The organism is Tessaracoccus flavus (genome assembly GCF_001997295.1).
Classification (GTDB): Bacteria; Actinomycetota; Actinomycetes; order Propionibacteriales; family Propionibacteriaceae; genus Arachnia; species Arachnia flava.
In genome coordinates this window covers 2225641-2250109 of sequence record NZ_CP019605.1, presented here as the reverse complement: position 1 = coordinate 2250109, position 24469 = coordinate 2225641, and the positions used below count along the sequence as shown (strand labels likewise).

At 66.2% G+C, this 24469-nt stretch carries 27 protein-coding genes and 1 pseudogene; 17 read left to right on the top strand and 11 right to left on the bottom strand.

What is annotated here, in order from left to right; all coding sequences use genetic code 11:
• Nucleotides 1–2: 2 nt before the first annotated feature.
• Complete coding sequence (ilvA, locus tag RPIT_RS10405) at nt 3–1268, bottom strand: threonine ammonia-lyase IlvA (RefSeq protein WP_077342972.1); 1266 nt, start codon at nt 1266–1268, stop codon at nt 3–5.
• Nucleotides 1269–1319: 51 nt separating this feature from the next.
• Nucleotides 1320–2840, bottom strand: a complete 1521-nt coding sequence (locus RPIT_RS10400; RefSeq protein ID WP_077342970.1) for a DNA recombination protein RmuC — start codon at nt 2838–2840, stop codon at nt 1320–1322.
• A 131-nt stretch (nt 2841–2971) separates the two neighbouring features.
• Here RPIT_RS10400 and RPIT_RS10395 point away from each other — a divergent pair, with 131 nt between their 5' ends.
• Nucleotides 2972–4237 carry a M18 family aminopeptidase gene (locus tag RPIT_RS10395; RefSeq protein ID WP_077342968.1) on the top strand — a complete coding sequence of 422 codons (1266 nt, stop codon included), beginning with the start codon at nt 2972–2974 and terminating at the stop codon, nt 4235–4237.
• Nucleotides 4238–4255: 18 nt separating this feature from the next.
• On the opposite strand, the gene RPIT_RS10390 is transcribed toward RPIT_RS10395, so the two are convergent.
• The 5 genes from RPIT_RS10390 to RPIT_RS10370 form a co-directional block, all read right to left on the bottom strand.
• Nucleotides 4256–5128 carry a hypothetical protein gene (locus RPIT_RS10390; protein ID WP_077342966.1) on the bottom strand — a complete coding sequence of 291 codons (873 nt, stop codon included), beginning with the start codon at nt 5126–5128 and terminating at the stop codon, nt 4256–4258.
• Between the two features lie 71 nt (nt 5129–5199).
• The gene (locus tag RPIT_RS10385; RefSeq protein WP_077342964.1) at nt 5200–6075 is read right to left on the bottom strand and encodes an iron ABC transporter ATP-binding protein; all 876 of its coding nucleotides are present in this window, start codon (nt 6073–6075) and stop codon (nt 5200–5202) included.
• Complete coding sequence (locus RPIT_RS10380) at nt 6072–7037, bottom strand: iron chelate uptake ABC transporter family permease subunit (RefSeq protein WP_077342962.1); 966 nt, start codon at nt 7035–7037, stop codon at nt 6072–6074. Before RPIT_RS10380 ends, RPIT_RS10385 begins: the two co-directional genes overlap by 4 nt.
• Complete coding sequence (locus RPIT_RS10375) at nt 7034–8056, bottom strand: ABC transporter permease (RefSeq protein WP_077342960.1); 1023 nt, start codon at nt 8054–8056, stop codon at nt 7034–7036. The genes RPIT_RS10380 and RPIT_RS10375 overlap by 4 nt, the downstream gene beginning before the upstream one ends.
• Nucleotides 8057–8060: 4 nt before the next feature.
• Nucleotides 8061–9008: a siderophore ABC transporter substrate-binding protein gene (locus tag RPIT_RS10370; RefSeq protein WP_077342958.1), complete on the bottom strand. Its 948-nt coding sequence runs from the start codon at nt 9006–9008 to the stop codon at nt 8061–8063.
• 283 nt (nt 9009–9291) lie between these two features.
• On the opposite strand from RPIT_RS10370, the gene ychF reads away from it, so the two are divergent.
• The 7 genes from ychF to RPIT_RS10335 all read left to right on the top strand — a co-directional run bounded on the left by ychF (nt 9292) and on the right by RPIT_RS10335 (nt 13709).
• Nucleotides 9292–10383 carry a redox-regulated ATPase YchF gene (ychF, locus tag RPIT_RS10365; protein ID WP_077342957.1) on the top strand — a complete coding sequence of 364 codons (1092 nt, stop codon included), beginning with the start codon at nt 9292–9294 and terminating at the stop codon, nt 10381–10383.
• Nucleotides 10380–11234 carry a hypothetical protein gene (locus RPIT_RS10360; protein ID WP_143028190.1) on the top strand — a complete coding sequence of 285 codons (855 nt, stop codon included), beginning with the start codon at nt 10380–10382 and terminating at the stop codon, nt 11232–11234. Before ychF ends, RPIT_RS10360 begins: the two co-directional genes overlap by 4 nt.
• A 4-nt stretch (nt 11235–11238) precedes the next feature.
• Nucleotides 11239–11769 carry a hypothetical protein gene (locus RPIT_RS10355; protein ID WP_077342953.1) on the top strand — a complete coding sequence of 177 codons (531 nt, stop codon included), beginning with the start codon at nt 11239–11241 and terminating at the stop codon, nt 11767–11769.
• Nucleotides 11766–12566 (top strand): response regulator, encoded by an 801-nt coding sequence (locus tag RPIT_RS10350; protein ID WP_143028191.1) that lies wholly within the window; start codon nt 11766–11768, stop codon nt 12564–12566. The genes RPIT_RS10355 and RPIT_RS10350 overlap by 4 nt, the downstream gene beginning before the upstream one ends.
• Before the next feature lie 81 nt (nt 12567–12647).
• Nucleotides 12648–12929 carry a type II toxin-antitoxin system RelE/ParE family toxin gene (locus tag RPIT_RS10345; protein WP_077342949.1) on the top strand — a complete coding sequence of 94 codons (282 nt, stop codon included), beginning with the start codon at nt 12648–12650 and terminating at the stop codon, nt 12927–12929.
• Nucleotides 12916–13218 carry a HigA family addiction module antitoxin gene (locus RPIT_RS10340; protein WP_077342947.1) on the top strand — a complete coding sequence of 101 codons (303 nt, stop codon included), beginning with the start codon at nt 12916–12918 and terminating at the stop codon, nt 13216–13218. Before RPIT_RS10345 ends, RPIT_RS10340 begins: the two co-directional genes overlap by 14 nt.
• An 11-nt stretch (nt 13219–13229) precedes the next feature.
• The gene (locus tag RPIT_RS10335; RefSeq protein WP_226851066.1) at nt 13230–13709 is read left to right on the top strand and encodes a nucleotidyltransferase domain-containing protein; all 480 of its coding nucleotides are present in this window, start codon (nt 13230–13232) and stop codon (nt 13707–13709) included.
• 193 nt (nt 13710–13902) lie between these two features.
• Here the strand turns inward: RPIT_RS10335 and RPIT_RS10330 are convergent, their stop codons facing one another.
• The gene (locus tag RPIT_RS10330) at nt 13903–15399 is read right to left on the bottom strand and encodes an IS1634 family transposase (protein WP_077342945.1); all 1497 of its coding nucleotides are present in this window, start codon (nt 15397–15399) and stop codon (nt 13903–13905) included.
• 151 nt (nt 15400–15550) lie between these two features.
• Here RPIT_RS10330 and RPIT_RS10325 point away from each other — a divergent pair, with 151 nt between their 5' ends.
• The 4 genes and pseudogenes from RPIT_RS10325 to RPIT_RS16165 form a co-directional block, all read left to right on the top strand.
• Nucleotides 15551–15832: a type II toxin-antitoxin system RelE/ParE family toxin gene (locus RPIT_RS10325; protein ID WP_077342943.1), complete on the top strand. Its 282-nt coding sequence runs from the start codon at nt 15551–15553 to the stop codon at nt 15830–15832.
• 34 nt (nt 15833–15866) lie between these two features.
• A complete protein-coding gene (locus RPIT_RS10320) occupies nt 15867–16121 on the top strand; it encodes a HigA family addiction module antitoxin (RefSeq protein ID WP_237267873.1) in 255 nt (84 codons plus the stop codon).
• Nucleotides 16118–16639, top strand: coding sequence for a P-loop nucleotide/nucleoside kinase family protein (locus RPIT_RS10315; RefSeq protein ID WP_162274538.1), 522 nt, complete (start codon nt 16118–16120; stop codon nt 16637–16639). Before RPIT_RS10320 ends, RPIT_RS10315 begins: the two co-directional genes overlap by 4 nt.
• A gap of 59 nt (nt 16640–16698) precedes the next feature.
• A pseudogene (locus RPIT_RS16165) lies at nt 16699–17637 on the top strand (alpha/beta hydrolase); the annotation flags it as partial.
• On the opposite strand, the gene RPIT_RS15790 reads toward RPIT_RS16165, so the two are convergent.
• A complete protein-coding gene (locus tag RPIT_RS15790) occupies nt 17637–17780 on the bottom strand; it encodes a hypothetical protein (RefSeq protein ID WP_226996424.1) in 144 nt (47 codons plus the stop codon). The pseudogene RPIT_RS16165 and the gene RPIT_RS15790 sit on opposite strands and share 1 nt — an antisense overlap.
• A 151-nt stretch (nt 17781–17931) precedes the next feature.
• Here RPIT_RS15790 and RPIT_RS10305 point away from each other — a divergent pair, with 151 nt between their 5' ends.
• The 5 genes from RPIT_RS10305 (at nt 17932) to RPIT_RS10285 (ending at nt 22337) form a co-directional block, all read left to right on the top strand.
• Nucleotides 17932–18399 carry an Lrp/AsnC family transcriptional regulator gene (locus tag RPIT_RS10305; protein ID WP_226996406.1) on the top strand — a complete coding sequence of 156 codons (468 nt, stop codon included), beginning with the start codon at nt 17932–17934 and terminating at the stop codon, nt 18397–18399.
• 147 nt (nt 18400–18546) lie between these two features.
• Nucleotides 18547–19077 (top strand): GNAT family N-acetyltransferase, encoded by a 531-nt coding sequence (locus tag RPIT_RS10300; protein WP_077342933.1) that lies wholly within the window; start codon nt 18547–18549, stop codon nt 19075–19077.
• Between the two features lie 440 nt (nt 19078–19517).
• The gene (locus RPIT_RS10295) at nt 19518–20930 is read left to right on the top strand and encodes an HNH endonuclease signature motif containing protein (RefSeq protein ID WP_077342931.1); all 1413 of its coding nucleotides are present in this window, start codon (nt 19518–19520) and stop codon (nt 20928–20930) included.
• A gap of 61 nt (nt 20931–20991) precedes the next feature.
• The gene (locus tag RPIT_RS10290) at nt 20992–21777 is read left to right on the top strand and encodes an enoyl-CoA hydratase/isomerase family protein (RefSeq protein ID WP_077344300.1); all 786 of its coding nucleotides are present in this window, start codon (nt 20992–20994) and stop codon (nt 21775–21777) included.
• Nucleotides 21774–22337 (top strand): pyridoxine/pyridoxamine 5'-phosphate oxidase, encoded by a 564-nt coding sequence (locus RPIT_RS10285; protein WP_077342929.1) that lies wholly within the window; start codon nt 21774–21776, stop codon nt 22335–22337. The genes RPIT_RS10290 and RPIT_RS10285 overlap by 4 nt, the downstream gene beginning before the upstream one ends.
• Here RPIT_RS10285 and RPIT_RS10280 read toward each other — a convergent pair.
• Together RPIT_RS10280 and RPIT_RS10275 are read right to left on the bottom strand one after the other, a co-directional pair.
• Nucleotides 22334–23170 (bottom strand): uracil-DNA glycosylase, encoded by an 837-nt coding sequence (locus RPIT_RS10280; RefSeq protein WP_077342927.1) that lies wholly within the window; start codon nt 23168–23170, stop codon nt 22334–22336. The two genes, RPIT_RS10285 and RPIT_RS10280, sit on opposite strands and share 4 nt — an antisense overlap.
• A 476-nt stretch (nt 23171–23646) precedes the next feature.
• On the bottom strand, nt 23647–24435 hold the full coding sequence (locus RPIT_RS10275) for a TspO/MBR family protein (RefSeq protein ID WP_218121544.1): 789 nt from the start codon (nt 24433–24435) through the stop codon (nt 23647–23649).
• Nucleotides 24436–24469 lie beyond the last annotated feature (34 nt).

Below are 24469 nucleotides of genomic sequence, written 5' to 3'. Positions count from 1 at the left end.
CGTCAGATCAGGAATCGGAAGAACGGCGAGTCGTAGGCCACCTCGTCCACCTTCATGCCCGACTCGGCGATCCGGTTGAGCAGGAAGCGGTAGTCGTTGGGGTTGCCCAGTTCCACGCCCACCAGGGCTGGTCCGGTGTCCCGGCTGCTGCGCTTGACGTACTCGAAGTAGGTGATGTCGTCGTCGGGGCCGAGCACCGAATCCAGGAAGGTGCGCAGCGCGCCGGGCTGCTGGGGGAAGTCGACGAGGAAGTAGCGCTTCCGGCCTTCGTGGATGAGGGACCGCTCCACCACCTCGGCATAGCGCGACACATCGTTGTTGCCGCCGGAGACAAGCACCAGGACACGCGATCCGGTGGGAAGCTGGACCCGCTGGCCCAATCCACCGGTCGGCAGCGCGGCGGCGGCAAGCGCACCAGCCGGTTCGGCGATGATCCCCTCGGTCTGGTACATCTCGAGCATCTCGGTGCAGATCTGACCCTCGGGCACCCGGACGAGCTCAACCTTGGCCTCTCGGATGATCTCGAAGGTGAAGTCACCCACCCTCTTCACCGCGGCGCCGTCCACGAACGTGTCGATGTCGGTCAGCGTGATGGGACGCCCGGCGGAGATGGCCGCAGCGACGCACGGGGCACCCTCCGGCTCCACTCCGATGATCCGCACCTCGGGATGGTTGGTCCGCAGCCAGGCTGCCGAGCCCGCGAGCAGGCCGCCGCCCCCCACGGGCAGGAGCACGGCGTCAGGCACGAACCCGAGTTGCTCGAAGGCCTCGGCCATCAGCGTCGCCTGCCCGGCCGCGGTCCTCGGGTCGTTGAAGGCCGGGACGAGGGGCATGCCCTCGCTGGCCATCCGCGCGGCCTCCTCGGAGGCCTCGTCGTAGGTGGCCCCGTGCATCACGAGGTCCACCCAGCCGCGGCCGATCTCCATGATGCGCTGGCGCTTCTGGCGCGGGGTGGTGTGGGGCACGACCACCGTCGCATGCACTTCCAACGCGGCTGCGGCGAACGCCACCCCCTGACCATGGTTGCCCGCCGACGGGCAGACGACGCCCGCAGCCTTCTCCTCCGCGGAAAGTTGGCTCATCAGGTTGTAGGCCCCTCGGAGCTTGTACGACCGCACGGGTTGAAGATCCTCGCGCTTCAGCCAGATCTGACTCCCGGTGAGGCTCGACATCCTCTCGTTGTAATGGACGGGCGTGCGGCGCGCGACGCCGTCGAGGCGCGCCAGCGCATCGGGGATCTGGGCGGCGAGGTCTGCCAGGTTGCTCATGGGGCCATTGTCGCCCCCAACCCCGGCTCGGTTCGAATCCGCTACTGGATGCTAGCTGCCGGACGTGCCGGTCCGCCGCGGCAGCTGGCGCACTGGCGAGGCGTCCTCGATGCGCTCGTCGTCGTTGAGCGTGGCGAGTTCGCGCTCACGGATCTCCTGGTAGTCCAGCATCTCCGCCACCGCCAGCTCACGGGTCGTGCCGTCGATCCCCCCCAGCTCTGGGAGCTCGGCCGAGGTGACCTCGAGGTCGCGGAAACGACGCGCGGAGACCATGACGCGGCTCTCCATCGTCGCGACAGCCTTGTTGTAGTTGGAGACTGCCGAACCGAGGGAGCGCCCCAGCTTGTCGAAGTGAGCCCCCAGGGTCGCGAGCCGCTCGTAGAGTTCGCGCCCGAGCTTCGACACCTCCCCGGCCTGCTCCGCCAGCGCCACCTGCTTCCACCCGTTGGCCACGACCTGCAACATCGGAATCAACAACCCCGGCGATGACAGCACCACCTGCTTGCGGGTGGCGTAATCGTGAAGCGCGGGATCCTGCTCGAGCGCGAGCCGGTAGAACTCGTCGGAGGGCAGGTACATGACGACAAACTCGGGAGAGCCCTGGTCCAGCGCCCAGTAGTTCTTATCGGACAGCTGATCGATGTGGGTGCGCACGTGCCGAGAGAAGGTCTTGAAGTGCCCCTTCTGCTGCGCCTCGTCCTCGGTGTTGTATGCCTCGAGGACCGCCTGCAGCGGCACCTTCGCGTCGACGAAGAGCACCTTCGCCGCGGGCAGGTTCACGCGGAGGTCGGGCCGGAACCTGCCGTCGTCGGTCTCGTAGCTGTGCTGGGTATCGAAGTCGCATCGCTCGTGAAGGCCGGAGCTCTCGACGATGCGCCTCAGGCTGCGCTCGCCCCAGGCGCCGCGCACCTGAGGTGTGCGCAGCGCGTTGCTGAGACTCGTGGTTTCGCGCCGGATCGCCTCTCCGGAGAGGCGCACCATGTTCACCTGTTCGCCGAGCTCTGCGGCGAGGCGGACGCGCTCCTTCTCGACGTTCTGCAGCTTCTCCTGCATCTGGCGCAGCCCCTCCGTCAAGGGCGAGACGAGCTGTTCGGTGGCCTTCATCCGCGCCTCCGCGACGGCGTCGGCCTGCTTGCCCTGCCGCTCCAACGTCTCGCTGGAGAGCACCTTGAACTGGTTGAGGAGCGCCTCCCTGTCAGAGGCCTGCTCCGCGGCCCTCTGCATGGCGGCATCGCGCTGGGCGACGGCAGCCGCCACCTCGGCCGCGACCCGCGCCGTCTCGCCGCGGGCCTCGGCGACCAGGCGCTGGGCCTCGGCCACGGCGGTGCGCAGGTCCGACTTCTCCGCCAGGTGCTGGGCGACCTCCGCCTTGATGTGCGCTGACTCTTCGCGCGCGCGGCTGGCCTCGGCGCGCGCCGTCGCGGCGTCACTGCGGGCATCGCTGAGAGCCCGCTGCTCCGCCTGCCGGGCCTGCTCGTCCGGAGCGCCTCCTCGGCGACCGACGACGAAACCGCCCACGATGCCCACGATGAGGGCCAGTAGTACGAACACGACGACGGTGGCGATCTCCATGGCACCACTTAATCAGTGCCCGCCGACAATTCCCGCACCGCCACACTCGCCACCCGCGGATCCGGCCCATCGAGAACCGTCGGCGCCCACGCCGCGGTCACCGCAGCGGGGGCCTCGGTAAGGTGTGGACCATGCTCAACACTGCCTCCGAACACATCGACTCCCTCGCCGACTTCGTCGCGGAATCACCGACCTCGCTCCATGCCGCGGCAGCGATCGCGGAGCGTCTTCGTCAGGCCGGATTCGAGCAGGCTGACCCGGCACAGTCCTGGTCGTCGGTGTCGGGACGCCGGTTCGTGCTGCGTGACGGCGCCGTGATCGCGTGGGTCGCGCCCGAGGAGCTCGCCGAACGGTCCGGCTTCCGAATCGTCGGCACCCACACCGACTCGCCAAGCTTCAAGGTGAAGCCGGGGGACCCGATTCGCAGCGCCGGCTGGACCCAGGTCGGCGTGGAGGTCTACGGGGGCCCGCTGCTCAACAGTTGGCTGGACCGCGACCTCGGCATCGCCGGCCGCGTCGTGACCCGCGACGGCGTATCGCACCTCGTCCGGACGGGACCGGTCGCGCGCATCCCACAGCTCGCAGTCCACCTGGACCGGGGCGTCAACGACGCGCTCAAGCTCGACAAGCAGACCAGCACGCAGCCGGTCCTGGCGATCGAGATGCCCGGCAGTCTGCTCGACCACCTGTGTGAGCCGATCGAGGTTTCGCCCGACGATGTGGCCCTGCACGACCTGTTCGTCTACGACACCCAGCGCCCCGCGGTGATCGGGATGGAGAAGGAGTTCCTGGCGTCGGGTCGTCTCGACAACCTGGCGTGCACCCACGGCGCTCTCAGCGCGGTCGAGGATCTCCAGGCGGGCAGTGACGTCGCCGTGTTCGCGGCCTTCGACCACGAGGAGGTCGGCTCGGCCACCACGACGGGTGCCGCTGGCCCCATCCTCCAGGACGTTCTAGAGCGCATCGCGGCCGGCTACGGGCTGGCCCTCGACGCGACCCGCGCCATGTACGCCCGGTCGTCGTGCATCTCCGCCGACACCGGACACGTCGTGCACCCCAATTACCCCAACCATCACGACCCGATCAACAAGCCCCTTCCCAACCGGGGACCGCTGCTGAAGCTCAACGCCAACCAGCGCTACGCCACCGACGGCGTGGGCGCGGCTCTCTGGATGCGCGCGTGCGCGGCGGCCGATGTACCCACCCAGCCGTTCGTCTCGAGCAACGCCGTGCCGTGTGGCTCGACGATCGGGCCCATCACAGCTACCCGTCTCGGCATCACGACCGTCGACGTGGGTGTGGGCCTTCTGTCGATGCATTCCGCGCGCGAGCTCTGCGGCGTCGACGACCCGTGGTACCTCGCCCGCGCCGTAGAAGCCTATTGGAACGGCGCCTGACAACGACGCAGGGCTATCTCAGGTGAAGAGCACCTGATTGTTGAGCACCCACTTGTTCTCCTGCTTGTAGGCAGATCCGGTCCAGCCGACGACGGTGGTCATCCGGTAGGAGCGGCAGGCTCCACGCCCGCTGGCGGCGTTGTCGCACTCGGTCTTCCACTGGCGCCCGTCTGTGGACGTCCACGAGCCGGTGTCGCCGAGGGGATTGGTCTTCCAGAGAGTGCGGTCCGACCAGCGGTAGGTGAGCGAGTTGAACGCCCATCCGTCAGTGCGCAGGTATCGTCCGCCCACTACCGTGATGACGGTGGCCCAGATCTCCGTTCGGCAACGCTCGGTCTGCGAGTAGTCCTCGCAGGTGGTGCGCCACCTGCGACCGTTGACGGTGTGCTCACCGGGGACGGTGTAGACCTCCATCATGGGCCTGAAAAGTCTGGCGGTGGCCGCGAGGTTCTGGGGGGTGAGGAGCCCGCCGGTGAGTAAACCGACCAGACCGGGCGACACCTGCCAGTGCGCCATCATCGGGCTGGCGTCGGCCCACCAGAAGGCGCCCGCGCCGAGTTCCGGCACCGGGACGGGGCTGAAGGAGTAGGGGTAGTCATTGGGCCAGCCGTCCTCGATGGCCCGTTGGGTGTCCGCTGGGGTGCCCCTGTCGAGCACCATGATGAGCTGGGCATCCGTGGAGTGCGCGATCGGCTGGGAGGCGTAGGAGCATGCGTCCAGCCTCGACGTCAGATGAGTAAGCGTGGTCGTGCCGAGGGCCTTGTTGACGGCCGCGACGGCGGGACACGATACGCGCACCACCGGGTCAACCGCGTGCGCGGGAGGAACTATGAGGCCCGTGGCAATGAGCGCGCCGGAGGCAAGAGAGACGATGAGGGAGCGGAGCTTCATTGGGTGCCTCGAGTCGTTGTCGTGCCTCGACACTAAACGAAGGGGGCGTCAATTGATAGGGGCCGAGCGCTTTACCTCCGCTGGGCTCCCGCGCTGAGGCTGACGGGTATGGGGCCGGACGACTCGCGGGCGCCGTCGAGACAGCACGTACCGCAGGAGGCCCCGTTGCAGTTGCTACACACCGGCACCGGCAGGTAGAAGTGCGCGATCGGGTGGCCGGCGAACTCCGCAACCTCGATGTCGAGGTCGAAGACCTCACGCAGGAGTTCCCGCTGCACGATCTCGCGCGGGCTCCCGACCTTTCGGATGCGGCCGTCCTTCATCGCCACGATCTGGTCGGCCCAGCACGACGCGTAGTTGATGTCGTGGACGACGATCACCACCGTCTTGCCGAGCTCGTCGGCGGCGCGGCGCAGTGTGCGGAGCATCGCGTGCGCGTGGGAGACGTCGAGGTTGTTGAGCGGCTCGTCCAGCAGCATGTACTCGGTGTCCTGAGCCAGCACCATCGCGACGAAGGCCCGCTGCCGCTGGCCGCCGCTCATCTCATCGAGGAACCGGTCCCTGAGCGCGGTCAGATCCATCCAGCCGATCGCCTCGTCGACCTTCTCGCGGTCCTCGGCCGTCAGCCTCCCGCCGCTGTGGGGGTAGCGACCGAAGGCGACGAGGTCTGCCACGGTCAACCGAGACTGCAACTCGTTCGTCTGGCGCAGGATGGCCAGTTTCCTGGCCAGCTCGCGGGAATCGCCGGTGGTGACGTCGTAGTCGGCTACCTGAATGGCGCCGGCGTCGATCGGCAGCAGGCGCGCGATCATGGACAGCAGCGTCGACTTGCCCGCCCCGTTGGCACCGACGATGGCCGTGAGCCCGCCGGACCGGAGGTTGAGCGAAACGTTGTCGACGACGACGGACTTGCCGTAGGCCTTGGTGACCTCTTTGACTTCGATCATGTGCGGGAAACCTTCCTGACGACGAGCCAGATGAACACGATGCCCCCGACGAACTCGATGATGACGCTCAGCACGGTGCCGAGCCCGAACACCTGCTCGAGGATGGCCTGGCCGCCGACCAGCAGGAGGACGCCGAGGAGTCCCGCCATGGGCAGCACGACGGCGTGCCTGCCCGATCCGCCGATCTGGTGGGCCAGAGCGGCGACGATGAGTCCGAGGAACGTGATGGGCCCGACCAACGCCGTCGAGACGGACACGAGCAGGGTCCCGATGAGGAGCGATTGCCGAACGACGGAGTCATAGCGCACGCCCAGGGAGACGGCGGCCTCGCGGCCCAGCGTGATGACGTCCAGCTCGGGGATGAGCCGAAACAGCCAGACGCTCCCGGCCGCGACGATGGCGCCGGACACCCAGAGGAGTTCAGGGTTCACCGTCTGGAACGAGGCGAACAGGTTGCCCTGGAGCACGAGGAAGCTCGTGGGGTCGAGCATGCGCTGGATGAGGGACGACGCTGAGCGCAGGACTGTGCCGAGCACGAGGCCGGTGAGCACCAGTACGTAGACGGAGCGGCGCTTCCCGCGGAACAGCACGGCGATCAGGCCCATCATCGCCAGCATCATGAGCGCGATGTTGAGGGCGAACATGGGGTAGACGCCGACCTGGCCGATGAAGGTGACGCCCAGCGTGATGGCCAACAGCGACTGGATGAAGACGTACATCGAGTCCAGCCCCATGATCGACGGCGTCAGCAGCCGGTTGTGGGTGACGGTCTGGAACGCCACCGTCGCGATGCCGGTGGCCCAGCCGACCACGATCATCCCAAGCATCTTCTTGGAGCGCAGTTCCATGACGAAGCCGAGGTTGCCGCCGGCGTTGATGAGGAGAAACCCGAGCGCGCCAGCGAGACAGAGCGCACCAACGATGGCGAGCCGGTTGGGGGCGGGCATGGTGGTGACGCTCATCGCACCCGCAGTTTCCCGGTGAGCAGGAGGCCGAGGAAGATGGCCCCGCCGATGATCCCCGACACCGTCCCCACAGGCACCTCGTAGGGGTGGTTGATCGTGCGCGCGATGAGGTCGCACACCAGGACGAAGCCCGACCCGGCCAAGGCGGCCCACCCGATGTTGCGACGCAGGTTGTCGCCCCGCCACATAGAGATCAGGTTGGGCACGATGAGGCCGACGAAGGCGATGGAGCCGACGATCACCAGGGTGACGGCCGACGCAACCGCGACCAGCCCCAGCCCGAGGTTCAGCGTCATCCGGTAGCTGAGGCCGAGGCTGGTGGCGGTGTCCTTGCCGAGTGAGGCGACGGTGAACCGGTCGGCGAAGAGCCACATCAGCACCCCGACTCCCGCGAGCAGCCACAGACCCTCGTAGCGTCCGCGGAGCACCCCGGAGAAGTCGCCGGCCATCCAGATCCCGAGCGACTGGAGCAGGTCGTTGCGCTGGGCGACGAACGTGGTGCCCGCGGCGATGATCCCGGCGAGCATGATGCCCACCAGCGGGATCGCCACCACCGGGGCGTGCGGCGGCAGCGAACGGATCACGCGGAGGAACAGGGCGGTGCCGATCAGCGCCGTGATGATCGCCACGAGCATCTTGAGCGGCAACGGCGCGGCGGGGAACAGCATGGCGACGATGAGGAGGCCCACCGCGGCCGATTCGCTCGTGCCGACCGTGCTGGGTTCGACAAACCTGTTGCGCACGAGCATCTGCATGAGAAGGCCCGCCAGTGCCAGCGAGGCGCCGGCGAGCAGGACCGCTGCGGTGCGGGGGATGCGCGAGGCCACGAGGTTGAGTTTCTGCTCGTCGGTGGCGGTCCCGGTGAGGAAGTCGATGGGGGAGAGGTCAGCGACCCCTGTGAACACGCTGACGCCCGACAGCACCAGCACCCCGAGGAGTGCGCTGAGGATGGCCCAGTTGAAGGGGCGGTCCGGAGCGACCCCGGTGGTGGGGCGGTCGAGCGTCAGCGTGCTCATGGCGTCAGAGGGCCTCTGCGATCTCGTTGATCATCTCGACCGAATTGTCGAGGCCGTGGATCATGAGGTACCAGCGCCCGCCGTCGAGGTAGACCACCTGGTCGTTCTTCCAGGCGTTGGTGGAGGCAACCAGTTCGTTGTCGAGGACCTGCTCCGCGGCGGCACCCTCCTGGCCGACGGCGGCGTCGCGGTCGACGACGATCAGCAGGTCGGGGTTGGCCTGCTGGATGGCCTCGAACGAGATCGGATCGCCGTGCGATTCGGTCTTGATGTTGTCGAGAGCGGGCTTGATTCCGAGGTCCTTGTGCACGACGCCGTAGCGCGACTCGGCACCATGTGCCCCAGCCTTGCCGCCGGTGGTCATGACGATCAGTGCCTTGTGCTCGGGGTTGACCTTAGCCTTGGCATCGTCGATGGTCTCGCGCAGTTCAGCCAGTTGCTCGTCGGTTTCGTCCTCCAGGCCGACGGCCTGCCCGATGAGGGTGCTGGCGTAGGCGACGCCGTCGTAGAACGACTCGTCGCTGCCGTAGGTGACGTCGATGACGTTGAAGTTCTTCGCGAGTTCTGGGGTCAGCTTGGCGCTACGGAACCCGGCGATGACGAGGTCGGGATTCAGCTCGGCGATCTTCTCCAGATTCGGCTCCTGCATCGTCCCGACGGTCTCGACGTCGCTGAAGTCCGCGAGCGCCTCCGGCATTGCGGCAACCTCGGGGATGCCGACGACCCGGTCAGCAACGCCGAGGGCGTTGAGGGTGTCGAGCGCGCCGAGGTCGAGCGCGACGATGGTCTGGGCGGGCCCATCGAGGGTGGTGGTGCCCTGCGTGTGCTCGATGGTGATCGACTCCGCTGAGGGTGCATCGGCAGGGGTGTTATCGGTGCTGTCCGCCCCACAGGCGGTCAGCGCAAGCAGGCTGGCCGCTGCGGCGGCCATGAGGCGCTTGGAGATGTTCATCGGTGTCTTTCCGTTGAAGGGGTCGGTGTCGCGACTTAGGCAACCCTAACCTGACCAATTACGCTAGGCAACTCTGACCAAAATGCGGATAGCCCGTTCCCTGAGCTCGTCGAAAGGTGACAACCGCGACCTGTTCCCTGAGCTTGTCCGCCCGTTCCCTGAGCTTGTCGAAGGGTAAAGGCCGTGACGGTTGTCGCCGCCCCCGACCCCCGCTCCTTCCCGGCGCAGGCCCGCCGGCCGCCTGGTTCGGCCGCGTGGGGCTGCGCAGGTAAGCTGCCCTCTCGTGGCACTCACCATTGGAATCGTCGGCCTCCCCAACGCCGGCAAGTCGACCCTGTTCAACGCGCTCACCCGCAACAACGTGCTGGCGGCGAACTACCCGTTCGCGACGATCGAGCCCAACGTCGGGGTCGTGGGAGTGCCCGACGACCGGCTCCCACAGCTCGCGAAGATCTACGGGTCCGAGCGCATCGTGCCCGCGACGGTGAGCTTCGTCGACATCGCCGGCATCGTGAAGGGCGCCTCACAGGGAGAGGGGATGGGCAACGCATTCCTCGCCAACATTCGCGAGGCCGACGCGATCTGCCAGGTCACTCGCGTGTTCGTCGACGATGACGTCACGCACGTGGACGGCAAGGTGGACCCCGCCAGCGACATCGACACGATCACAACTGAACTGATCATGGCCGACCTCGCCACCGTGGAGAAGGCCCTTCCCCGCGTGGAAAAGGACGCTCGGCTCAAGAAGGAGCTGCAGCCGAAGCTCGAGGCGTACCGCGCGGCCAAGGATGCCCTTGAGTCAGGCAAGGGCGTCCGCGCGGCGGGGCTGGACGTCACTGAGCTGCGCGACCTCTTCCTCCTCACTGCGAAGCCCTACATCTATGTCTTCAACTGCGACCAGGATGAGCTCGCCGACGAGGATCTGAAGGCGCGCATGCGCGAGGTGGTCGCGCCGGCGGAGGCGATCTTCCTGGACGCGAAGTTCGAGTCGGAGCTCGTCGAGATGGACGAGGACGAGGGGCGCGAGTTCCTCGCCGAGATGGGTGTTGAGGAACCGGGGCTCGACGTCCTGGCCCGCGTCGGCTACGACACCCTGGGCCTCCAGAGCTACCTGACCGCCGGCCCCAAGGAGTCGCGCGGCTGGACGATCCCCAAGGGTGCGACGGCCCCCGAGGCCGCCGGGGTCATCCACACGGATTTCCAGAAGGGCTTCATCAAGGCCCAGGTGGTGAGCTTCGACGACCTCATCGCCGCCGGCTCGGAGAACGCCGCCAAGGCGGCCGGGAAGATGCGCCTCGAGGGCAAGGACTACGTCATGCAGGACGGCGACGTCGTGGAGTTCCGTAGCGGAATAACCTCTGGGGGCAAGAAGTGACCGTTGAATCGGAACGTGAAGACTTCACGGACACAGTCCGCAAGACCGTGGCGCGCAAGGCGATGTATATCTGCTCAAACCCTGACTGTCTCCGGGTGACCGGGTTCCTTACGACGAGGGCAAAGCCGCGTGCTATCGCTCAAGCGGCGCATATCGCCGCCGCTAAGGAGAGCGGACCGAGGGGTAAGGACTTGGTTCGTATGCCTGACGGATCTACGGCCTCTCGGGGCGACGAGGCTAACGCGGTGTGGTTGTGCATGCCTTGTCACTACAGGATTGACGCAGACGAAGAAGCGTTCCCCACTGAGGTACTAGTGGCTTGGAAGCTCGACCATGAAAAGCGCGTTTCTGAGCTGGTCGGGCTGGATCTAGAGCAGAGCCTACTGCGTCTTGCAGGAGTGCGCCTCCACCATGATCTTGCGCGCGACCTCCTCCAGTGGCTCGATGGGCACAGGTTCATGTACTTCGAGGACGAGAGAGAGTTCCCGGATCAAGTTTGGAATGCGGTGCAGGATCTGCGCTGGAAGATTTCCAATCTCCGAGGCAGAGTCACTGACTCCGGATCCCCGTTCGGTGCGGTTCTTGCCGCCATTGATGATGCCGTTTATCAATTCATGGTCGCGCTCAGTGACATTCGCGTGAGCGAAATTACGGTGACTTCTGGATATCCAGAGTTCGAGAGATTCTCCGAGGCGTTGAGCATCCTCCGGAGCGGAATCCTCGAGGTTTCTGCGCCCCTTGCGCGACAGGAAGGTTTCCAGTTCGAAAAGATCCCGGAATATTTGATGCCGAAATCCGACGGCGACGTGGTGGAGATCCGTAGCGGATTAACCTCGGGCGGAAAGAAGTAGCTCGATGCTGCCCGACGTCTCGAGGCTCCGCGTGCGGGAGCTGCTTCAGGTGGAAGCAAGCGTAGTCGTGGAGCTTCGCCAGCGAGGCTTGGTGCGCACCAACAACAAGCCTCTGGGAGACATAGCCGAACAGGTGGTCCTTTCGGCTCGTGGCGGAGTTCTCGAGCCGAACTCAACGAAGTCACATGACGTCACCGATCCCGGCGGCCGACGGATTCAGGTCAAGGCTATGGGTGGCAGGGCGGCTGGCAAGGCTGGCAAATTCAGCCCATTCCGGAGCTTCGACTTCGATATTGCGGTCTTCCTCGTCTTCGAGTTCCAGACCTTCGAGTTGGCCTTCGCTCGTGAGGTCAGCGCGAACGACGTCGAAGCAGTGTCTCCCTACAGTGTCCACACGAACGGGCGACAGCCGACACTGCGCCAGATCGAGAACGCAGGGATTGACGTGACAGACGAGATGCGTGCCGCATACGCGGCACTTGACGGTGACGTGATGGAGTTCCGTAATGGTTTAACCTCCGGGGGAAAAAAGTGACGAGCGACCCGGGTACTGGCGCGAGAACGGGTCCCGGCGACGGCCGCGCATGGCGATCCATTGGCTGGGTTTCTGCAGGCCTCGCCGTGCTGGCGCTCGTCGTCGGGCTCCTGGATCTTGGGCCTTGGGTGTTAGCCGCCCCAGCTTTGAACTTCGTCGCGTTCCTTTCGCTTTCCGTGACCTGCCTGGCCGTCTGTCTCGCGATCAAGATCTTCCGTAATCAAGCGAGGTACGCCGCGATTGAAAGCGAAGCCAATAAGGCGATCCTGGCCAAGATCGGCGAATCATCGGCGACAGCGGCGCTCCGGGCCGGATCAGCGGAAGACAACACTGAGGAGATCAAGCGCCTTCTCAATGCGGTGCAGGCATTGAAAACGAACTCTCCTCTTTCTCCAGAGAGGACCGCTGATGCGCTGGCTGCTTACGCCGAAGCGAACAAGGGCGCGAAGCAGATCTTGTGGGTGGACGATAACGTCGAGTGGATCCAGATGGAGCGGGAGACACTTGAGGCGGCCGGTGTAGCTACTGTTTGGGCCCCTAGCACTCAGCGTGCGCTGGATTTGCTCACCGGGAACTCCTTCAGCGTAGTGGTAACGGACATGAAGAGATATGAAGGCGAGAAAGAGGGCTATGCGCTGCTCGAGGCGATGAGAGCCCGTGGTGACGACACTCCCGTTATCGTTTATTCAAGTTCACGTCATCCCGACCACATCGCCCAGGTAGTTGACCACGGCGGACAGGGTGCGACAAACGATCCGGCAGAGTTGTTCGAACTGGTGATGAAGGAGTTGTCTTGATCTTCCGCAAGGATGACGACGTGGTGGAGTTCCGGTTTAACGTCTAGCGTTATTGACGCCGGTCGTTATATCCTGGTCTCGGTGATCAGATCGTTCGGGAGCAAGGACACCGAACGATTGTGGCGTCGTGAGCGAGTGCGCTCGATCTATCATCGGATCCATCGGGTCGCACTGCGCAAGCTTCGTCAGGTGGGATCGGCGGAGTCCATCGAGGATCTTCGGGTCCCGCCGGGCAACCGGTTCGAAGCGCTGAAGGGCGACCGCGCCGGGCAGCACAGCATCAGGATCAACGACGAGTGGCGGATCTGGTTCGTGCGGACCGACGCAGGACCGGAGGAGGTGGAGATCGTTGACTACCACTGAGAAGATTGCCCCGATCCACCCTGGGGAGGTCCTCATGGAGGACTTCATCGAGGGCTTCGGGATCACGCAGAACAAGCTCGCCGTGTCGATCGGCGTCCCGCCTCGGCGGATCAACGAGATCGTGCATGGCAAGCGGGGGATCACGGCGGACACCGCGCTCCGGCTCGGCAAGCTCTTCGGCACCACCGCACAGTTCTGGCTGAACCTGCAGACGCTCTACGACCTCGACCTCGCAGAGGATCGCGCGGCTGAGCAGATCGACGCCATCGTGCCGCTGCAATCCGCATGACCTTCAGCGGGATGGACGCCGCTGAGGTAGTCCGAGTCGTTGGCTGGCTCGAGGAGCGATCAGTCGTCTACCAGGTCAACGGCGGATGGGCCGTTGACGCTCTGCACGGTTCCCAGACCAGATCGCATGGTGATCTGGATGTGTTCGTCGACTCGACGACGGTCGACGCCCTCATGGAATGGTTGCTCGGTCGCGGATACAGCATCGTGGAGGACTGGCGTCCGATCCGAGTTGAGCTGCGCGCCGGCGACAGGGCGGTCGACATCCATCCGATGGACGTGGACTGTGTCGGCGACGGGGTCCAGCAGGGCTTCGGTGAAGACTCGTTCGTCCACCGAGCGCGCGAGCGCGCGGTCGGAGTGATCGGAGATCGCTCGGTAGTTGTCGCGTGCGCCGCGCGACTCATGGCGCTGAGGCTCGGTTACGACCTCCGGCCGGAGGACCGCCACGATCTCGACGTGCTTGGGAGGTTGGTCGCCGACCACTCTTGAGGTCCGTGGCGGGCAGTTGACGCAGATGGTTGTCCGTGCCGGAACTCAGTGGAGTTCCGGTTTAACGTATAGCGTTAATGACGCTCGCCGTTATATACTGGTCCCGTGATCAGATCGTTCGGCGACAAGGAGACCGAACGGCTGTGGCCTGACTTAGGCCAATTAGTGCCCATGGTCGGCGGATTGCTGCGGCTCAGTGGCGTTGGTGGATCCGGTCGAGGAGTTCCGTCAGGTCGTCGGGTAGGGGGTCTTCGGCGGTGACGATCTGGTCGCCGGCTTGGATGTCGATGGTGCGGTAGCGGCGCAGGGTCTTGACGAGCTGCTTGATGCTGGCCCCGGTGGTGGCCTCGAGCCAGCGGACCACGGCCAGGGCGGCGAACACGATGGTCAGGTGGGCTTCGATGGAGTCGCGCTTGTGGTGGAAGATCGGGCGGGCTCGAAGGTCGCTCTTGGACATCCGGAAGGACTTCTCGATCTGCCAGAGCTGGTGATAGGCGCCGATCACGTACTCCGGTGTCGGGTGCTCGAGGTTGGTGATGTAGGCCTTCCAGCCGGCCAGGGTGCGGGTCTTGGCCTCCAGTTCGCGGTTGACTGATTTCGAGCCGCCTTCGAGGCGGACGAACCGGTTGCGTTTGACTGCTGTCTTCCCGGCGACGGCGTCGGCGGCTTTGCGGACCTGTTCATCGATCCCGCGGAGACTGCGGCGGGCCCTGTCAGCGCGGTACTGGTAGTAGATCGTCTCCGACTGCTGAGCCTCCAACGACCCGCGGGCCCAGGGCTGGGTGAGGATCATCTGATCGACCGGGTCCTGCCCGGGATGCGTCTTCTGCCACTGCTCCAACTGGTAGAACACCTTCGGGATCGGTTGCCCGACGATGTAGCGCAGCCCCGCTGCGGCCAGGGCCTTCAGGTTGCCATCTGACAGCATCCCGGCGTCCGCGACGACGGTGACTTCGGGGATGCGGTGGGCGGCCATGAACTGGTGCAGGACCGGGATCATCGTGGTCGTTTCGGCTTTGTTGCCCTCGAACGCGTGGACCATGAGCGGGAACCCGCGGACATCGGCGAGGAGGCCGATTGTGATCTGCGGCTCCAGGCGGCGTTCCTTCGAGAACCCCGACTCGCGGAACCCGTCACCCTGATCGGTCTCGAAATACAGGGTGGTCACGTCGTAGAGCACCAGCGTCGCCGGCCCCAGCCCCACATGGGCCGCGAACCCCGCCGCGAGACGGCGCCGCCACGGGTCGGCCGCATACAGCGGTAGCCGGCGTTCGATGGTGCGGTAACTGGGTGACTTGATGCCGATCTCGTCGAGGACCCGGATCGCGTCGAGCTTGCTGGTCGGCTCGATCACCCGGGCCAGCACCAGCTGTCTGAACACCTCATCGCCGCCGCTGGTGGTCTCCAACCCGACCGCACGGAACGCGGCTGACAACGCTTCCCACAGATGCTCCGACCGTGACGCACGGATCGCCAGGGCACGCTTGCGGGGCTGGCCGTCGCCGAGGTCGAGCTCGTCCTGGCTGGCGGTCATCCGCTGCTGCGCGACGCTCTTGAGGATCTCCACATCCTCGGCGGTGTGAGCCGATCCGATGTGATCCATCTGCTTCGACCCGCGCTTGTTGGACCAGACCACCTGCACCGCGGTCGCGCCGCTGGCGGTCTTGACCGTCCGCACGTAGGGAGACATGCCAGCAAGGCTAGAACCAACCCCGATTAGTGCACACATTCCCAACAGAAACCGCTAGTCAACCAGCAGTTGAAGTCGGAATCCTAGAATCGTGGCCTAAGTCAGGTTTAACGTATAGCGTTAATGACGCTCGCCGTTATATACTGGTCCCGTGATCAGATCGTTCGGCGACAAGGAGACCGAACGGCTGTGGCGTCGTGAACGCATGAGGTCGATTGGTCCGAGGATCCATCGAGTCGCATTGCGCAAGCTTCGTCAGGTGGGGTCCGCGGAGTCCATCGAGGACCTCCGTGTCCCACCCGGCAACCGCCTCGAAGCTCTCAAGGGCGACCGTGCCGGGCAGCACAGCATCAGGATCAACGACCAGTGGCGGATCTGCTTCGTGTGGACCGCCGCCGGACCAGAGGAGGTGCAGATCGTTGACTACCACTGACAAGATCGAGCCGATCCACCCGGGCGAGGTGCTCATGGAGGACTTCATCGAGGGCTTCGGCATCACGCAGAACAAGCTCGCCGTATCCATCGGCGTCCCGCCTCGGCGGATCAACGAGATCGTGCATGGCAAGCGGGGGATCACGGCGGATACAGCGTTGCGACTTGCGAAGTACTTCGGTACCTCGGCGGAGTTCTGGATCAACCTGCAGAGCCACTACGAGTTGGACCGCGCCGAGGACCAGGCGGGGGAGCAGATCGCAGCGATCGCCCCGCTGAAGATCGCGTGACAGGGCATCTCATCGTGATCTCTGGTCTTCCCGGCGTCGGGAAGACCAGCGTTGCCGAGGTCGTCGCGGCGCGTACGGGGTCTATGCACCTGTCCATCGACGCTGTCGAGGAGTCGATCCTCGCCTGTGGCCTGCCGCGAGGTTGGCAAGTCGGTGTCGCCGCGTACGAGGCCGTCGGCACGATGGCGGACCTGAACCTGCGACTCGGTCAAACGGTCATCATCGATGCGGTCAATGACAGCGAGGAGGCTCGGCAGACCTGGCGCGGTGCGGCGACGCGCAATGAGTCCCGTATCGAGTTCGTACATCTGGTTATCAGCGATGCGCTGGAGCACGAGCGACGGCTTGCCAGCAGGGATCGCGGTCTCGCCCACGTCGGCGAACCAACCTGGGCGGACGTCCGTCGCCGTCGCGCCGGCTACGCCGCGTGGTCTGATGCGGCGGTGGAGATCGACACAGCAGTCCAGACCGTGGACGAGATCGCGGATGCGATCATCTCCCGCCTCGACTTCGCCTGATGCGGCGTCGCGGATGGCCCCAAGTGCCGGAACGCGGTTGAGTTCAGGTTCAATGTCTAATGCAGGCTTCTGACCCACCTACCTGCGCATCAGTCCCTGACACCGGGCACTCCCGTAACATTGCGGGTATGAATGGGGCGCTTTCGAAGGGTCGAGCGAAGGTGCCACCGGCACGGACTGGCCGACTTGACTCCACGGACCGCCGGTACGAGCCTTTCGTGCGCCTCGTCCCTGCACCAGTGCGGCGGGTGGCCTCGTCGTGGAGGTGGGATGCGCCGGACGGGGGTGGTTCGTGGGACCTGCACATCGAGCACGTGGGTGCCCCGACGGCTTCGGTCCGAATGCTGCTGGTCCATGGAGCGGGAGGGAACGCGGCGGCGATGTGGCCCTACGCTGCACACCTGAGTCGCCTGGGCGCTCGGGTTACGGTGGTCGATCTGCCCGGTTGCGGGCGAACGATCCGGGTGCGGCGTGGACGCCGCAGCGTCAGTTATGGCGACTGGCAGCAGCTGCTCGTCGATCTCGTGGGTCGCGAGCATGACGAGCGGCCACTTGTCCTCGTCGGGGCGAGCATGGGTGGTGCCCTCGCGGTCGACACCGCTGCAGTGACCGGACTGGCCAAGCGGGTCATCGCGACCTGCCTGCTCGACCCGACTCGGCCGGGCATCGCTGCCGCCATCGTGCGAGCCCCGTGGATAGCGCGGCTGGGATTGCCACTGCTGCAGTTCGCCCGGGGGCCAGCGGCGAATCCACGGATCCCGGTCCGCGTGCTGACCCCTATGTCTGCGATTTCGAACGACCCTGGCCTCAGTCATGCAGTGCTCACCGACCCGTGCGGCGGTGGTGGCGCGATGCCGGTGGGCTGGTACCGCTCGTTCCTCGAGGCAGGTCCGGCTATTCCACCCGAGCAATACCAAGGACCACCGGTCGTGCTGTTGCATCCGGCCGAGGATCGTTGGACTATGCCGGAGCTCAGCCTCGACTACCTTGGTCGGCTTCACGGCAAAACCCGGGTCGTGATGCTTCCTGGCTGCGGCCACTTCCCCTCGAGGAGCCCGGCTTCCAGGTCCTCCTGGACGAGGTTTCGGATGAGTTGGAACAGGTGCTGGATGACCAGCGGAGAGGCAGCTGAGTCGGCCATGCGCGGTGAGGGACCGTAGCCCTGAGACCGGTCTAGCCCGGTGAGGCGTGCATGCGTTCCCAGCCGTGGCGACGCCGTGGAGTTCCGTTTCTCGCTTTAACCTCTCGCACTGCCTCAGGTGAAATCAGCTCGATTGCCCGAATTGGATTCGGTGGACTGGGCGATCCTCGAACTGCTGCAGGTGGATGCGACCATGCCGAACAAGGAAATCGCCGCCAATGTCGGTGTGGCTCCGAGCACCTGCCTGGAGCGCATCCGGCGGATGCGCCGCAACGGCGCAATTGTCGCTACCCGCGCATATGTGGCCCCGAGCCTGCTCGGCAAGGGTGAGCAGGCGTTCCTCGGTATCCAGATCCGCCCGCATGCCCGCGAAACGGCCAACGACTTCGTGCAGAAGGCGCTGGCGCTGCCGGAGACGCTTGCCCTCTACAACGTCAGCGGCAGTGATGACTACCTCGTCCACGTCGCAGTCGCCGATAGTACCGAGTTGCAGACCCTCATCATCGACAAGATTCTGGCGTTGCCGCAGGTCGCGCACTGTCGGACGCAGCTGATCTTCGGCGAGCCCTGGGTGGCTCCGCTGCGGCACCGCCCTGCGGCGGGCGCGTTGCGTGGCTGAGACCAGTATCTCCGCCGTTTCGGTACCACGAGGAGCTCGTAGGCAGCGGAACGCGCTCGGGTGCAGATCGGCGCGGTACGGTCGGACCGGCATCACGATGGATTCCTCTCACGGAACTTCCGGAGAGACGATGGAAGGACACTGAGCATGGCCCTGACCTTTCGGCGAGCAGATGCGACTGACACCGCCGTCGCGCAGGAGGCGTACCGGCTGATCATCGACCACCTGGCCGAGACTGTCGACTTCCCGCACTGGCACACCGAGAATCACCCCACCCCCGAGGAAGTCGCCAGCTGGGTCGAGGCCGGCGAGCTCTATCTCGCGCTCGATGAGGACGGTGAGACCGCTGGGGTCACAGTGCTCAACCACGACGCCGTGGACGCCTACCATGAAGCCGCGTGGACCGTCGAGGCAGAGCCGCATGAAGTCCTCGTCGTGCACGCTCTCGGCGTCGTGCCCGAGCGCCTGGGCACGGGAGTGTCTCAGTTCCTCGTGGATGCGTCCCTCCAGGTCGCCCGCGAGCAGGGCTGCAAGGCCGTCCGCCTGGACACCTACGTCGAAAACACTCCCGCGCGGAAGCTCTATGAGCGGCACGGTTTCATCGACCTGGGTTGTCACAACGTGGTCTACGAGGGCACCGATCTGAGCCAGTTCCACCTGTTCGAGTACGCACTCTGAGCCCGGCGCCAGCAGACGACTCGCAGACCCGCGCGAGCGGTTGCTGAGTGCGCGCGTTGTCGACCCATCGAGCCAACGTTTGACGACCGTGTCTGCCGTTTCCCCTGAGTGTGCGGAGGTACTTCCGAGTGGGGCTTCTCTTTACCCACTCTGAAGGGGTCAGTTTGCAGACACGCGCGACCATAGTGGTCGTACATGTCGCTGAATGGCACCTCTCGGGCGTGCCGCCTTCCTTCACCCACGGTGCCGGATCGGCGCGGAAGCCGAGTAATCCGCGAGGGACGAGCGAACGTATCGAAGGGCGTCCCGCGGCGTCGCGGGGACCGGGGTGAGCGGTCCGGCGTTGCCCCGGTCGCTCACGAGCCCGAGAAGGAAAAATAGTTATCCACATTCCCTTGCGGGGCGTGTGTCTGTCAGCGCCGCACGGCATAATAGTACACATGAGCGAGATCCGGGAGTTGGGGCAGCGTTACATCGCCGCGCTATGGGACGCCGCCCACACGGTCGGCTCCGACCCGACCGCTGGGCACCGGTTGGCCGGTCTCGTCGACGCGGTGACCGAGGCCGAGTCGCAGTTGGCGGGATTCCGGCTCCATCTGCTCCGCGAAGCCCGCCTCACCGGTGCCGACATCGTGGTCGACCAGGTGCGGGGGTCGGTGCGCACCACCCCAGCCCAGGCCACCGCGACGATCAAGCTGGCCACGGACCTGGCCGACCGGTTCCCGATCATCGCCGCCGCCTTGACCGACGGAGCCATCTCCCTGGCCCAGGCCGACGCGATCGTGACCGGGCTGCGGAAACTTCCCGGCGGGTTGACCCGGGCCGACCTGGCCCGCTGCCAAACCACCATCCTTGAGTATGCCGACACCCTCGGCCCGACCGAACTTCGGGTCCTGGCGTCGCGTCTGGTCGAGGTGATCGACCCGGACCGCGCTGACGCCGACGACGCCGCCCGCCTCGCCGCCGACGAACGAGCCGCGCGCAGGAACCGGTGGCTGCGGCTGACCCCGGACCATCACGGATCGACGCGGATCACTGGACAACTCCCCGTCGCCGACGCCGCGGTGCTGTCGGCGCAACTGGAGGCGTTGATGCCACCCGCCTCGGCATACAGCGATGCGGCGCTCACCCCGACCCCGGACATGCGCCGCGCCGACGCGCTCATCGCCTTGACCCACACCGCCGCCACCACCGGGGGACTGCCTGCCCATGGCGGGGACCGGCCCAGGGTCCACTTCACACTGGACTACCACACCCTGCTCACCGGCCTCGGGAAAGCGGATCTGCTCACCACCACCACCCACGACCGGCTCACTGCCGGTGAGGCGCGCCGACTCGCCTGCGACGCCGGGATCATCCCGATCGTGCTCGGCGGCCGGTCCCAGCCCATCGATGTCGGACGCGAGCAGCGCACGTTCCCGCGCGCCGTCCGGGCCGCGCTGATCGAAAGGGACCGGGGCTGCGTGTTCCCCGGCTGCACCGCCACCCCCGCACAGTGTGAAGCCCATCACATCATCCCGTGGTGGAACCAAGGCCCCACCTCGGTACACAACGGAGTCCTGCTGTGCCCCTACCACCACCGGTTGGTGGAACCTGACCCCCTGCAATCCGAACAGTCGCAGTGGCAGGTCCACCTCGACCCAGTTACCGACATGCCCTGGTTCACCCCACCCAGGCACATCGACCCCCGACGACGGCCCCGCCAACACACCCGCCACCGCCTCCACCACATCACCCCCGCCGAGACGGCGCCAGCACGCGCACCCGACCCGCCTGGCAGCCCAGACCCGGACGGCCCGGACCTCGACGACCTCATCAACCGCACCGCCCACGTCTGGCACCCCGACCAGTGAGCTGCTGGGTGTCGCCGCGGGTCTAGGCTGGAGCCCATTCACTATCGAGGGAGTGTCGACGTTGACTGAATCGATCCTGCTGTCCGTCGAGGACGGCCTGGCGCGCCTGACCCTGAACCGTCCCGAGCGGCTCAACGCCTTCGACGCCTCGATGGCGGCTGCCTGGACTCGGGTGGTCCAGGATGTCGTGAGGCGGGACGACGTCGGTGCCGTCCTGCTGACCGGAGCGGGTACTTCCTTCTGTGCCGGGGGCGACGTCGCTCAGATGGCGACGACGATGTCCGACGGTGGGGAGATCGCTCAGTTGGCGACGACCATCAACCGCGGGATCACGGCGCTTACGGCATCCGACAAGCCGGTGGTGGCAGCCATCCACGGAGCGACGGCTGGGGGAGGACTGGGCATCATGCTGGCCACGGATTATGTGGTGGCAGGCCGAAGCTCGCGGGTCGGCAGCAGGTACGCCAACGTGGGGCTGACCCCGGACCTGTCGGTCACGGCGCACCTCGCGCGCGCGGTCGGCGAGAGAAGGGCGCTGCAACTGGTGCTCTCCGACCTGATGCTCACCGCTGACGAGGCGCTCAGGTGGGGACTCGTGGCTGAGGTCGTGGACGACGACGACGTCGTCACTCGGGCGGAGCAGGTTGCCGCCGTCTGGCTGAACGGCGCGACGAAGGCCTACGGCCGCGCGAAGCAGCTCATCCGCCAGTCTCCGTTCAACAGTTTCGACGTGCAGTTGGAGGAGGAGGCCCGCGCCATCGGAGAGAGCTTCGACACCTCCGAGGCCAAGCGACGGATCGCTGCCTTCGCCGAGGCGTCGTCGCGCAAGCGCGGAGGCACGCCGTGAGTGGTGACCTGCGCGACGTGCTCCGAGCGCTCCCGGGGTTCCCGCCATCCTTGCCCGAACTGAGCGTGGAGGAAGCGCCGGAGGACCCGACGGTGCTGTTTCGTCGCTGGCTGAACGATGCGATCGCCGAAGGGTCGAGACAGCCGCACGCCTTCGACCTGCTCACGCTGCGCCCCGACGGGGCACCGGTGGGCCGAGTGCTCATCGTCAAGGAGATCGACGGTCGAGGCGTGCACTTCTCCACGCACGAGTCCTCGCGCAAGGGGGCGCACCTCGCCGCGAATCCCGTGGCCTCCATGCTCTTCTTCTGGCGGGAGTCGGGTCGCTCGGTGCGGCTGACCGGGACGGTGGACAGCTTGAGTGACGAGGAATCGGCACGCGATTGGGAGCAGCGGCCGAACTACGACGGAGCGCCCAACCCGGATTGGCGCCTCTATGCGCTGGCGCCGACGGAGGCCGAGTTCATGCAGGCGCGGGAGGACCGTCGCCACGTCCGGGTGGAGTATCTCCTGGGCGCCGACGGCTGGTCCAGAGGCCACGTCACCACCCCGGCCGGCTAGCCGGACCACGTGGAGTGCAGGCGACCGATGACGTCGTCGAGCATCTCCTCGGTGAGTTTCCCGGTGAAGGTGTTCTGCTGGCTGACGTGGTAGCAGCCGATGAGCCTGATGGGTCCGTGGCTGGTCGTCAGGATGCTCTCGGCCCCGTGGCCGAACCTGGGGGCCGGTCGCGGCACCGCCCAGCCTAGGCGTCGGGCCGCCTTGAGGGTCTCGGTCCATGCGATCCCGCCCAGCGCGAGGATCGAGCTCAACTGGGGCGCGAGGATCGCCAGCTCGCGATCGAGCCACGGCGAACAGGTCGCCTTCTCGTCGGTTGACGGCTTGTTGTCGGGCGGGGCGCAGTGGACCGGCGCCGTGATCCGCACGCCCGTGAGTCGGAGCCCGTCAGCCGCGTGGACTGACGTCGGCTGGTTCGCGAACTCCGCGCGATGGAGCGCCGCGTACAACCAGTCGCCGCTCCGGTCGCCCGTGAAGATGCGCCCTGTCCTGTTGGCTCCGTGGGCTGCCGGCGCCAATCCGACGATGAGTGCCCGTGCATCCGGATCCCCCCAGCCCGGCGCCGGCCGGCCCCAGTACGGTTCGTCTGCGAAGGCCAGCCTCTTGGTGAGCGCGACCTGTTCTCGCCACTCCACGAGGCGGGGGCAGGCCCGGCAGACGGAGACTCTCGCGTCCAACTGGGGCAACGTGGCGCCGTCCGCCAGGTTCCTGACCTCGCCGGGCGTGTCTGCTGCCGAGGTACTGGGCTCCGCGGGGTCGCCCGGCCACCCCCGTCCCGGCGGCACCGGGGAAGGGAAACGGGCGCCCGTCGCGGGGTGGGGGAGCAATGCGGACATAGAGGTAGGGTGCCACGGCCCATGGTGCGCTGTGGGTCCCGACGCTCGCGGTGACTTTGCTCAGACCCTGGAAACTGGGCCAGAACCGGGGTAATCTCGTAGGCAACAGGCAGGCAAAGGAGCAGGCCGGAAGGGTGGGTCTATGGAACACGAGTTATACAGTGCGAAGTCAGCGGCCAACTCTGATGGGCCGCCGTCACGGGACTGCTGAAATACATTTCCTACCCGTCGCACCGTCACCTTCGCAACCACCGTCGCGCGCAGCGATACACGCGGAGCGGCCGATTGAGCACCGCTACCCGCAGCACTGGGGTTGACCATGGGAGATCGCGATACGGGATCACCGCAGCACGCAACGTGACGCTGCCTCTACCTGCGGCCGCTGGGCCGCAGGACCTGAAGTAACCACAATCACAAGGAGCCGCACCCATTCCGGGTGCGGCTCCTTCTGACGTTCAGCGCTCGGCGTGCCAGTACTACGCCGTCGCTACCGCAACTCGGCCAGGGTCGGCGCCCCGGAGGCCCGAGACGACCACCACTACTGCCACCGCGATGATGGCGGCGATGCCGACAATCGACGAGGCGGGCTCGTCGAAGAGACGCGCGATGGCGATCCAGCTGAGCCCCCAGGCCATGGCGGCTGCCACTGCGAAGCGGCCGCCGATCGTGTAGGCCAGCATGACCCCCACCCCAGCCGCTGCGGCGAGCACCGCCACCGCGAGCCAGTCGTCGGCGCCGTCCCCAAGTGACCAGCCGGACGCCACGCCGGCGGCGGCGATGTTGGCGCAGGTGGCGACGCTGACCCAGCCGAGGTAGGCGCCGAACGTGCCGTCCACGATCACGCGGTCGAGCCATCCCTGGGGAGGAAGGGCGGTCAGGCGGCGCATGATGATGCCGAGGGTGATCACGAGGGCGGCGATGACGCCGACGCTGACCCAGATCCAGCCCTGCTGGGTGACGAGGATCCAAGCCGCGTTGAGCAGCATGGAGATGCCTGCCAGCCATCCCGTGGCCCGGGCTCTGGGCGAGGTGGTATTGCCAGGCAGCCACTGCCAGACGGTGTAGGCGAAGAGGCCGAAGTAGATCACGGACCAGATCGAGAAGGCGGTGCCGCCGGGCGCCAGCAACGTGGCGTCGGCCGACAGAGCACCGTCCGAAGAACTCTCCACAGAGCTACCCAGGACGCCCACCCCGACCAGCGTTCCGTACACGCACAGGATCTCGGCCACGGTGACCCAGATCTGGCGTAGTCGATCCTTGTTCATCATCTGCTCCTCGGGTATGTGGTTGCCCCAGTAG

Bases quoted from the DNA above. Each gene is read 5' to 3' on its own strand.
- ilvA (WP_077342972.1), bottom strand. From the start codon at position 1,268: ATGAGCAACCTGGCAGACCTCGCCGCCCAGATCCCCGATGCGCTGGCG.
- RPIT_RS10400 (WP_077342970.1), bottom strand. From the start codon at position 2,840: ATGGAGATCGCCACCGTCGTCGTGTTCGTACTACTGGCCCTCATCGTG.
- RPIT_RS10395 (WP_077342968.1), top strand. From the start codon at position 2,972: ATGCTCAACACTGCCTCCGAACACATCGACTCCCTCGCCGACTTCGTC.
- RPIT_RS10390 (WP_077342966.1), bottom strand. From the start codon at position 5,128: ATGAAGCTCCGCTCCCTCATCGTCTCTCTTGCCTCCGGCGCGCTCATT.
- RPIT_RS10385 (WP_077342964.1), bottom strand. From the start codon at position 6,075: ATGATCGAAGTCAAAGAGGTCACCAAGGCCTACGGCAAGTCCGTCGTC.
- RPIT_RS10380 (WP_077342962.1), bottom strand. From the start codon at position 7,037: ATGAGCGTCACCACCATGCCCGCCCCCAACCGGCTCGCCATCGTTGGT.
- RPIT_RS10375 (WP_077342960.1), bottom strand. From the start codon at position 8,056: ATGAGCACGCTGACGCTCGACCGCCCCACCACCGGGGTCGCTCCGGAC.
- RPIT_RS10370 (WP_077342958.1), bottom strand. From the start codon at position 9,008: ATGAACATCTCCAAGCGCCTCATGGCCGCCGCAGCGGCCAGCCTGCTT.
- RPIT_RS10355 (WP_077342953.1), top strand. From the start codon at position 11,239: ATGCTGCCCGACGTCTCGAGGCTCCGCGTGCGGGAGCTGCTTCAGGTG.
- RPIT_RS10335 (WP_226851066.1), top strand. From the start codon at position 13,230: ATGGACGCCGCTGAGGTAGTCCGAGTCGTTGGCTGGCTCGAGGAGCGA.
- RPIT_RS10330 (WP_077342945.1), bottom strand. From the start codon at position 15,399: ATGTCTCCCTACGTGCGGACGGTCAAGACCGCCAGCGGCGCGACCGCG.
- RPIT_RS10320 (WP_237267873.1), top strand. From the start codon at position 15,867: ATGGAGGACTTCATCGAGGGCTTCGGCATCACGCAGAACAAGCTCGCC.
- RPIT_RS15790 (WP_226996424.1), bottom strand. From the start codon at position 17,780: ATGGCCGACTCAGCTGCCTCTCCGCTGGTCATCCAGCACCTGTTCCAA.
- RPIT_RS10300 (WP_077342933.1), top strand. From the start codon at position 18,547: ATGGCCCTGACCTTTCGGCGAGCAGATGCGACTGACACCGCCGTCGCG.
- RPIT_RS10295 (WP_077342931.1), top strand. From the start codon at position 19,518: ATGAGCGAGATCCGGGAGTTGGGGCAGCGTTACATCGCCGCGCTATGG.
- RPIT_RS10280 (WP_077342927.1), bottom strand. From the start codon at position 23,170: ATGTCCGCATTGCTCCCCCACCCCGCGACGGGCGCCCGTTTCCCTTCC.
- RPIT_RS10275 (WP_218121544.1), bottom strand. From the start codon at position 24,435: ATGAACAAGGATCGACTACGCCAGATCTGGGTCACCGTGGCCGAGATC.